10 protein-coding genes are annotated in these 9,704 nt (G+C 55.8%); 2 read left to right on the forward strand and 8 right to left on the reverse strand.

The features are described 5' to 3' along the window. Positions 1–79: 79 nt before the first annotated feature. A complete protein-coding gene (locus QZ279_RS00450) occupies positions 80–931 on the reverse strand; it encodes a shikimate dehydrogenase (RefSeq protein WP_293446818.1) in 852 nt (283 codons plus the stop codon). An 88-nt stretch (positions 932–1,019) separates the two neighbouring features. Continuing rightward, a complete protein-coding gene (locus QZ279_RS00455) occupies positions 1,020–2,054 on the reverse strand; it encodes an L-idonate 5-dehydrogenase (RefSeq protein ID WP_293446819.1) in 1,035 nt (344 codons plus the stop codon). A 75-nt stretch (positions 2,055–2,129) separates the two neighbouring features. Between QZ279_RS00455 and QZ279_RS00460 the strand changes: the two genes are divergently transcribed. Then, positions 2,130–2,888 carry an SDR family oxidoreductase gene (locus tag QZ279_RS00460; protein ID WP_293446820.1) on the forward strand — a complete coding sequence of 253 codons (759 nt, stop codon included), beginning with the start codon at positions 2,130–2,132 and terminating at the stop codon, positions 2,886–2,888. Here the strand turns inward: QZ279_RS00460 and QZ279_RS00465 are convergent. The 6 genes from QZ279_RS00465 to QZ279_RS00490 are packed head-to-tail and all read right to left on the reverse strand — an operon-like array spanning position 2,885 to position 8,893. Beyond that, on the reverse strand, positions 2,885–3,475 hold the full coding sequence (locus QZ279_RS00465) for a LysE family translocator (RefSeq protein ID WP_293446821.1): 591 nt from the start codon (positions 3,473–3,475) through the stop codon (positions 2,885–2,887). The two genes, QZ279_RS00460 and QZ279_RS00465, sit on opposite strands and share 4 nt — an antisense overlap. Beyond that, positions 3,475–4,566, reverse strand: coding sequence for a mandelate racemase/muconate lactonizing enzyme family protein (locus QZ279_RS00470; RefSeq protein ID WP_293446822.1), 1,092 nt, complete (start codon positions 4,564–4,566; stop codon positions 3,475–3,477). Before QZ279_RS00470 ends, QZ279_RS00465 begins: the two co-directional genes overlap by 1 nt. 4 nt (positions 4,567–4,570) lie before the next feature. Beyond that, entirely contained in the window at positions 4,571–5,500 is a 930-nt protein-coding gene (locus tag QZ279_RS00475; protein ID WP_293446823.1) for a 2-hydroxyacid dehydrogenase, read from the reverse strand. Then, on the reverse strand, positions 5,493–6,338 hold the full coding sequence (locus QZ279_RS00480; protein ID WP_293446824.1) for a fumarylacetoacetate hydrolase family protein: 846 nt from the start codon (positions 6,336–6,338) through the stop codon (positions 5,493–5,495). Before QZ279_RS00480 ends, QZ279_RS00475 begins: the two co-directional genes overlap by 8 nt. A 12-nt stretch (positions 6,339–6,350) precedes the next feature. Continuing rightward, positions 6,351–8,150, reverse strand: coding sequence for an IlvD/Edd family dehydratase (locus QZ279_RS00485; protein ID WP_293446825.1), 1,800 nt, complete (start codon positions 8,148–8,150; stop codon positions 6,351–6,353). Further along, positions 8,147–8,893, reverse strand: coding sequence for an SDR family oxidoreductase (locus QZ279_RS00490; protein ID WP_293446826.1), 747 nt, complete (start codon positions 8,891–8,893; stop codon positions 8,147–8,149). The genes QZ279_RS00485 and QZ279_RS00490 overlap by 4 nt, the downstream gene beginning before the upstream one ends. A gap of 223 nt (positions 8,894–9,116) precedes the next feature. On the opposite strand from QZ279_RS00490, the gene QZ279_RS00495 reads away from it, so the two are divergent. Then, positions 9,117–9,704, forward strand: a 588-nt coding sequence (locus QZ279_RS00495) for a UxaA family hydrolase (RefSeq protein WP_293446827.1), incomplete at its 3' end; no start/stop codon positions are given.

The raw sequence follows: 9,704 nt of genomic DNA on the forward strand, positions 1-9,704 counted from the left end.
CGCGGGTTCCTGCCGTGGGCGATGATGTCTTATTCAAAAATTTTTATCCCGTCGAAATCACCGTCAGTTATGGAGGTCTTCATATCTCGTCACCTTGAATGGCGACCCTGAGCGCTGCGTGGTCGATTTCGACCCCGGTGAAGATCCTCCAAGCATCAACGCCCTGACCAAAAAATAACTCATAGCCAGAAATAACAACAAGACCCACGCGCTCTGCATCCTGCAAAAATTGTGTATCAACGGGCGTGTAGACCGCATCAAAACCCCACGTGGCCCCAAGCATTGCATCAGCAGTCAATGGCGATCCGGCGATACCAACCATTCCCAGAGGAGTACAATTGATGATCCCGTCCGCACCGTCCACAGCATCAACCGCATTCCCAAACACCTCGATCCGCGTTTGCGATCCAAGTGCCACCAGCGCATTTGAAAGGCTGGCCGCTTTGGCGAGATCAAGATCAACGCAATGGATTGCCTGCGCGCCCAATGCAACCAGACCAAAGGCAACAGCTTTGCCAACGCCGCCAGTACCGATCAGGCAAACTACGCCCGGCGGCGCTGAGCCGCGCGCCGACCTGTATGCATTCATGAAGCCAGTGTAGTCGGTGTTGAACCCTTTTGGTCCATCAGCATCAAACACGACGGTGTTGACAGCTCCGATACCACGTACGAGCGGATCAGAAACTGTCACTTTCAAAGCCACTATTTCTTTGTAGGGGTATGTAACGTTGATGCCGCGAAATCCCGAGGCGCGCGCCTGCTCGAAGACTTGGTCGAAGGATAACCCAATGTCCTTCGGGATCAGCCGGTCATAGGTCACATTAAGGCCTGTTAGCTTCCCCGCTGTGCGGTGCAGCCGCGGGGATTTTGAGTGTGTTATATTGTCACCGATTAGCCCAAGTTTGACGGAATTGGTTGCCGTGGTTGCCATGGCTCTATCCTTCCAAAAGGGCGGTCATTTATTGTAATCCATCACGATCCTGACCTTTACATTCGGATGAATAATGCATGCACTTGCCTCAGGTAAAGGCGATCTGAACTTTCATCGCTTGGCTGCGATCTTTGGCCATTTCGAAGGCATCTATTGCTTCGTCCAAGCCGAATTTATGCGTGATCAAAGGGGTGACGTCGATCAGTCCTTTTTGCATCATTGTCACGGCTGTTGCGAATTCGCTGTGAAACCGGAACGACCCACGCAGGGTTAACTCTTTGGCTGTGATCGTTTGCATCGGGATGGTCATGTCGCCGCCCATACCAAGTTGGACGAGTGTCCCCATTGGGCGCAACGCTGCGACGCCTGACGCAAGCGCCGCTGGTGCGCCAGAGCATTCGAACTGCACGTCGATCTGGCCTTTGCCCGCGGTGAAGGGCGCAAGCGCGTCGGTGTTACTCGCCAAGTTCAACACAACATCTGCGCCGCATTTTTTGGCCATGGCGAGTGTGTAGTCTGACAGATCGGTCGCAATGATTTTCGCAGCACCAGCGCGGCGCGCGGCGCGTATCGTGAGAGCACCGATAGGTCCACAGCCTGTGACTAGAACCGTCTTGCCAACCAAGTCGCCTGCCTGGCGCATCGCGTGCAAACAAACGGCCAAGGGCTCTGCCATGGCAGCGGTTTCGGGGCTTAGACCATCTGCGGGGACGCATTGGCTTGCATCGACTATTAGCTCTTGGCTGAACGCGCCTTGAATGTGGGGGTAGGGCATGGCGCTGCCGTAAAAGCGCATGTTTTCGCAGTGGTTGGGTTGGCCGCGCAGGCAGTAGTCGCATTGGGCGCAAGGCCGTGATGGTGAAATCGCTACCAATTGATCGGGGACGAACCCGGTGACCGCGTCACCGAGAGCAGCGATATGGCCGGACACTTCGTGGCCCAGCACCATGGGTTGGCGTAGCCGTACTGCACCAAAGCCGCCGTGATTGTAGTAATGCAGGTCGGATCCGCAAATGCCACCAACAGCCATGGTGATGCGGATTTCACCAGCGGCTGGCGCGGGCAGGGGGGATTGTTCTTGGATCCGCAAATCTTGTGCTGCGTGAATGACGACTGCGCGCATGATTGATCTCACTTAGTTATGTACAACTTGACCGAACCTAACGATACTTCTGTAAAAGCACCAAAGGAAAATATCATGAGCCTCTCTCTGTTTGACCTGACGGGTCAGCGCGTTTTGATCACCGGATCTAGTCAGGGCATCGGTTTTGCCTTAGCAAAGGGCATGGCGGCAGCCGGGGCCAAAGTTGTTTTGAACGGGCGTGATACAAGTAAACTAGCGCAAGCGGCAAAAGAGCTTGGTGGCACTGTGCAAGTCCTGGCCTTTGACGTGACCGACCATAACGCGGTGCGCGCGGCAGTGGATGCGTTTGAGTCAGAGACGGGCCCGATTGATATCCTGATCAATAACGCAGGCATGCAGCATCGCGGTGAGTTAGAAGAATTTCCCGCGGATGCGTTTGAACGTTTGTTGCAAACCAATGTCGCTAGCGTGTTTCACGTTGGTCAAGCGGTGGCGCGGCATATGATCAAACGCGGCAAAGGCAAGATTATTAACATTGCGAGTGTGCAAACTGCCCTCGCGCGACCTGGTATTGCGCCCTATACGGCAACAAAAGGGGCGGTTGGCAATCTAACTAAAGGCATGGCGACGGACTGGGCGAAACATGGGTTGCAGTGCAACGCAATCGCACCTGGTTATTTCGACACGCCGTTGAATTCGGCTTTGGTTGCGGATCCCGAATTTTCCGAGTGGCTGGCCAAGCGCACGCCATCAGGCCGCTGGGGTAAGGTCGAGGAATTAGTGGGCGCTGCGGTGTTCTTGTCTTCGGCGGCGTCCAGTTTTGTGAACGGTCATACGCTTTATGTGGACGGCGGAATCACCGCCTCGCTTTAGGTCTGCGACCAAAGCGCTAGAGCGACCGCGACCAACATCGAAAACGCCATTGCGATATTCATGTGGCGTTGTGTCTGCGGGCCAAGGTCAAGTCGGCGTAGGCTGATCCCTGCGCCAAGCCAGCCAAGATGCAAGGGTATCCAGATCATGTTCATGATCAGAAGTTTGATCGCCGTTTCTAGCGATAGGGCGTCGGGCATAAAACTAAAGCCAGTGAATAAAGTTGTGTTGACGACATAAGCTTTGGGGTTGATCGGTTGCAGGGCCAATCCGTTCCAAAAACCTAGCGGCGTGCGGGCCTCGATAAAGCCGATTTGCGCGCCCGCGCTGGCGATGCGCCACGCAAGCCACAGTAGATATCCAAGTGAGGCGATCAGCAGCGTTGCGCGTAGCCACGGCAGGGCAAGTGCAGTTGCTGCGACGCCTGAGATAACGAGCAGAGCCACCAAATTACTACCCGCAAATAGCCCAGCGACGTAGGCCAATCCGTTGCGGTAGCCATAGGCTGCACCAACGCCCGCTGTTGATAAAACACCCGGGCCGGGAGAGACGATCAAGAAGAACACAGCAGCGGCAAAAGCAAGCATCAGGTGACCTCGAACGGGGTTAGTTTTGGCCAATCGAACGTGACACCAATGCCCGCCACATCAGGAGCTACAGCGCGTTGGCTTTCGATCACGAGCGGGCGTGTGGTGTAACGGTCGATGGGGAAGCTGTGCACCTCTAGCCAACCACCATGCTCTTGCGATGACACTAGAGAAACGTGCAATTCTTGCATCCCGTGCGAACAGACGGGAACGTTTGTGCCGCGTGTCATTTCAGCGATTTGCAGCCAGCCAGTGATGCCACCGCAGTTTGACGCATCGGGTTGGATATAACTTAGATTGGCTTGGGCGAGGGCCATTTCAAATTCATGGATTGTGTGCAGGTTTTCACCTTGTGCGACAGCCATGCCAGAGGCGTTTGTGACCTCTGCATAGCCAGCGTAATCGTCAGGGATGATGGGTTCTTCGAACCAAAGGATGTTTTGATCTTTAACCGCCAAGGCCAGTTCAATTGCCTGTGCGCGGGTGAGTGAATAATTTGCGTCAATCATAAATGCCGCGTCGGGTCCGATCTGCGCACGCACGGCGCGAATGCGGTTGATGTCATCGGCCATATCAGGTTGTCCGATCTTAATTTTGACGCCGCCAAGGCCTGCGTCAAGATAGCTTTGCACATGGGTCAAAAGTTTAGGCAGGGGATAGGCCAGGTCAATGCCGCCGCCGTAGACCTTGCAGGTTTTGGCGGCGCCTCCTGCGACGCGCCACAAGGGTTGATCCAACGCCTGACAGCGCAAATCCCAAAGGGCGATGTCGATGGCCGAAATTGCAAAGCTGGCGATACCGCCACGCCCGACATAGTGGACGTGCCATTGCATTGCGTCATAAAGCACCTCGACGCCGCCGCCGTCATGCCCAACAAGCATCGGTGCAAGGTCATGGGTGATCATGGCTGCCGTCGCATGGCCGCCGCGTCCACCGTTGTAAGAATAACCTGTGCCACTGCGCCCGTCGCTCAGCGTGACGGTCGCTGTGATCAGATGGAAATGCGTGTGGTCGCCGTGTTTGGCGTCCACCAGCACTTCGTCGAGTGGCACGGCAAACAGGCGTGCTGTGACAGCCGCGATCCGCGCCACTTTGCTACATCCCGTCGCATTCTGGCACTGGGCTAATCACCGTGCCTTTGCTGAGATGTTGCAACAAATTATCAACCGTCAGTGCGCCCATCGCGGCGCGGGTTTCAATCGTGCCGCTACCGACGTGCGGCAGCACAACCGTGTTGGGAAGATCACGCAGTGCGTGAGGCACATGCGGTTCGGCTTCGAATACGTCCAAGCCTGCCCAGCCGAGCGCGCCAGATTGCAAGGCAGCGATCATCGCCCCTTCGTCCACGACAGACCCGCGTGCGACGTTGATCAGCGTGCCGTGTGGACCAAGGGCTGCCAACACATCGGCGTTTACGATTTTATTCGTCGAAGGCCCGCCGGGGGTGATGCAGACTAGAACGTCACAGTCTGTGGCCATTGTTTTGAGGTCGTCGTAGTATTTGTAGGCGACGTCTTTTTTGCTACGGCTGTGGTACACGATTGTCGGGTTCCACGGCGCAAGTTTATCGGCGATTGCTTGGCCAATGCGGCCCAGTCCCAAGATGCCGATGGTTTGATTATCCGCTGAGCGGGTGAGCGGCGCGTTACCCTTTGTTTCCCACGCGCCGGAACGTACATAAGCATCGTCTCGCAAAGCTTCGCGGTAGCAAGCGAGCATCAGCAAAACGGCCGTGGTGGCAACTTCGGCGTTCAAAACATTCGGTGTATGCGTGACGACGATGCCGCGTTTCACGGCTTCGGTTGTGTCGATGGCGTCGTAACCCACGCCGTAGCACGAGATATGCTTGAGGTTGGGCAAGGACGCCATGACATCGGGTTTAATCCCGTCGTGACCGTTGGTGCAAACATGGGTAATTTTGTCAGCGGGGTAGCCGCCATCCGCCAGCTTGTGGATGGCGAATTCTTCCGCCATCTGCGCCATCATTTTATCGGTGGCACCCCCGATGAGCAAAAGATCAGGCATCTTGACCGACCTCCTGTCGCTGGTTGCCAAGGCCTTGGATTGTCAAATCCATCACATCGCCTACCTTCAGGTAAATCGGTTCAGGCTTCATACCCATCGCTACACCCGGAGGCGTGCCTGTTGTGATCACATCGCCCGGATGCAGCGTCATCAAGCCGCTGAGGTGTTCGACGATTTCGGCTACAGTGAAGATCATCGTCGATGTGTTTCCGGTTTGCATCCGCGTGCCGTTCACGTCGAGTGACATGGCAAGATTTTGCGGATCGCCGACTTCGTCACGGGTCACCAGCCATGGGCCTGTCGGACCAAATGTGTCGCAGGATTTACCCTTGGTCCATTGTCCTGTCAGTTGCGTTTGAAAGTGCCGCTCGCTAACGTCGTTGATCACGCAGTAGCCTGCGACATAGTCCAACGCGTTTTCTTTACTAACGTATTTGGCTGTCTTGCCGATAACGACACCCAGTTCAACTTCCCAGTCGGTATGGGTCGATCCGCGCGGCATGACCACGTCGTCATTGGGGCCAACGATGGCAGAGTTGGCTTTGAAGAACAAGATAGGATGCTCGGGGATTGCTGCACCGGTTTCGGCGGCGTGGTCAGAGTAGTTCAGACCGATGCACAGGAACTTGCCGATGTTGCCAACACAGGTACCGATGCGGGGGCTGCCGCTGACAGCAGGCAAGGTGCTGGGGTCGATAGCACGCAGTTTATCAAGTGTCGCGTCGTCCAGCATATCGCCTGTGATATCAGCCACATGGGCCGTCAGATCGCGCAGGGTGTCGCCGTCCATAAGACCTGCTTTTTCTGCGCCCATGTCTCCATAACGTACAAGTTTCATCGTCTTTTCCTTTTAGTGATTGTCGCGCGGCATATACCTGCGTGCGAGGTCTTGATATTGCGTGGAACCGTCCAGCGTCATGCCCTCATCAAAACGGCCGACCTTTTCGCGGAACAGCGCCTGCCATGGGGTCTGGCTTTCGGGGATGCTGTAACCGCCGGACGCCACCAGTTTGCGGGCGCGATCAGCCAAATCTTCCAATGGGACAAGCATGTCGACAGTGCATTTGTTCAAGTCAATACGCACGCGGTCACCCGTTTGCAATAACGCCAGTCCGCCACCATCGGCAGCCTCGGGCGAGGCGTTCAGGATTGAAGGTGAACCAGAGGTGCCAGATTGCCGTCCGTCACCGATACAAGGCAAGGCTTCGACGCCTTGTTTGATCAGATAAGCAGGCGGGCGCATGTTTACGACTTCAGCACCGCCGGGGTAACCCTTGGGTCCTGCGCCACGCATGAACAATATGCATTGCGCGTCGATATTTTCGGCAGGGTCGTCGATGCGGTGGTGGAAATCTTCGGGACCTTCAAAAACGATTGCGCGGCCTTCAAACGCGTTAGGGTCATCTGTATTGGACAGATAGGTCGCGCGAAACGCAGGGCTGATCACAGAGGTTTTCATCAAGGCGCTGTCGAACAGATTTCCCTTCATATTGATGAAACCGGCCTGCGCCTTTAGCGGATCGCTAACAGGTTTGATCACAAGAGTATCGGCGCTGCGCTTTGCTTTGCAATTGTCGCCCATGGTTTGCCCGTTGGCGGTGATAGCATTAGGATGGGGGAGCATATCAGCCGCCATCAATTCTCCAACCACAGCCGGCACGCCGCCCGCATGTTGGTAGTCTTCACCAAGGTATTCGCCCGCAGGCTGAAGGTTGACGAGAAGCGGCACGTCATGACCAATCTTCTGCCAATCGTCATTATCCAGCTGCACGCCAAGGTGACGCGCAACGCCGTTCAAATGGATCGGTGCGTTGGTTGACCCGCCGATGGCCGAGTTAATCACGATGGCGTTTTCAAACGCTTCGCGGGTCATGATGTCTGAGGGACGGATGTCCTCCCAGACCATTTCGACGATGCGTTTGCCGGTCTCATAACTGATCTGGCCGCGCTCGCGGTAAGGCGCTGGAATCGCGGCAGAACCGGGAAGCTGCATGCCCAGGGCTTCGGCCAAAGAATTCATCGTCGTGGCGGTGCCCATGGTATTGCAGTAGCCGACTGAGGGCGCTGAAGACGCGACCAAGTCCATGAAGCCGTCAGCGTCGATTTCACCAGCGGCCAGCATTTCGCGGGCCTTCCAAACGACTGTGCCAGAGCCAGTGCGTTCGCCATTGAACCAGCCGTTCAGCATTGGGCCGACACTAAGGGCAATCGCAGGAATGTTCACGGTCGCCGCGGCCATCAGGAGGGCAGGGGTGGTCTTGTCGCAGCCGATGTTCAGCACGACGCCGTCCAGCGGATAGCCGAACAGGGTTTCCACCAGTGATAGATACGCAAGGTTGCGGTCCAGCATCGCGGTGGGACGTTTGCCGGTTTCTTGGATCGGATGCACAGGCACTTCGATACAGGTGCCGCCCGCGGCGATGATGCCATCGCGCACACGTTTGGTAAGTTCCAAATGGTGGCGGTTACACGGGCTAAGGTCGCTACCAGTTTGGGCTATCGCGATGATCGGTTTGCCCGATTGCAGCTCTTCGCGGGTCAGGCCGTAGTTTAAGTAGCGTTCCAGATACAGCGCGGTCATTTCGGGATTGTCGGGGTTCATGAACCACTTGCGACTTCGTAGATCTTCTATGCCTATTTTCTTGTTCATTGGCCTGACCAACCTCCGTCGATGATGTGTGGGTGCCCAGTCGTGAACGCACTTTCGTCACTGGCAAGGTAGACCACGAGGGCAGCGATTTCTTCGGCAGTTGCGACGCGGCCCATGGGCTGGCGTTCGACGAACTGCTTGAGGGCGGCTTCTTTACTGCCCAATTGCTTGCCCAATTGATCAACACGGTCGTGCCAGCTGGGGGATTCTACGGTGCCAGGGCAGATGCAATTACAGCGAATGCCTTGGGATACATAGTCAACGGCGACCGATTTGGTCAAACCGATAACAGCCGCTTTAGTGGTGCCATAAATAAAGCGGTTCGGTGCGCCAATCACGCTAGAACAAGCGGACGACATGTTGATAATCGATCCTGTGCCGCGCTCTAGCATGGCGGGCAAGGCGGCGCGGATTGTGCGCACCATTGAACGGACGTTGAGGTCGAGGGCGAAGTCAAGTTCATCATCCGTCGCATCCAAAACTGAGCCATGGTGTACAAAGCCTGCGCAATTAAACAGCACGTCAGGATTGGCACGTGAGACACCTTCGGCCACGCTGTCATCGTTGCGGACATCAAGGGCAAACGTTTCTACACCGGTCAAAGTCGCCAGTGCTTCGGCGTTGACGTCGGTGGCGAAAACTTGTGCGCCTTCAGCTGCCATCGCAAGGGCGCTGGCGCGTCCGATGCCTTGGCCTGCTGCGGTGACTAAGACACGCTTTCCATCAAGTCGTTGTTTTATCATAAATATACCCTGCTCAAATTTCACTTCGCATTTCAAGCAATTCCATCGTAGCCACTGTATGGATTCACATGGAAATTTGCTTTGACTTCTCAGCATTATACGCGCGATATTCTAATTTGGTATACCAAATCGTATTTCATTTTACACCTGCGAGCCCCTATGCAATTTCCTACCGTTTGAGAGCGTGTGAAATACACGTCAATTAAGAAAGCGAAAGTAATCTATGGACTTTGTACGCCTTGACCCCGCCGACAATGTTGTAACTGCAACCCGCGCGCTTGCTGCCGATGCCGAGGTTGAAGGCATCGCGACAACGGGGTTGGTTCCGTCTGGTCACAAGATCGCGACACTGGCGATCGTGAAGGGCGAGGCGGTGCGCAAATACGCGCAAATCATCGGCTACGCATCGCGCGATATCGCGGAGGGCGATCACGTGCACACGCACAATACTGAGTTTCGAAATACTGAGGCTGACTATGAATTTTCGACCGACTTGCGTCTTGTCGCGAGGGTGCCCGAGGATCAGCGCGATACTTTCATGGGATATCGTCGTGAAAACGGCAGCGTCGGGACGCGCAATTATATCGCCATCGTCACGTCAGTGAATTGTTCGGCCACGGCGGCGCGGATGATCGCGGATCACTTTACGCCCGACATCATGGCGCAATATCCCAACGTAGATGGTGTTGCAGCGTTCGTGCATGGCACGGGTTGCGGCATGGCGGGCGACGGCGATGGGTTTGAGGCCCTGCAGCGGGTGATGTGGGGCTATGCGCGTCATCCCAATCATGCGGGTGTTTTGATGGTGGGT

It is taken from the genome of Planktotalea sp. (genome assembly GCF_018607965.1).
In the GTDB taxonomy this organism is placed as follows: domain Bacteria; phylum Pseudomonadota; class Alphaproteobacteria; order Rhodobacterales; family Rhodobacteraceae; genus Planktotalea.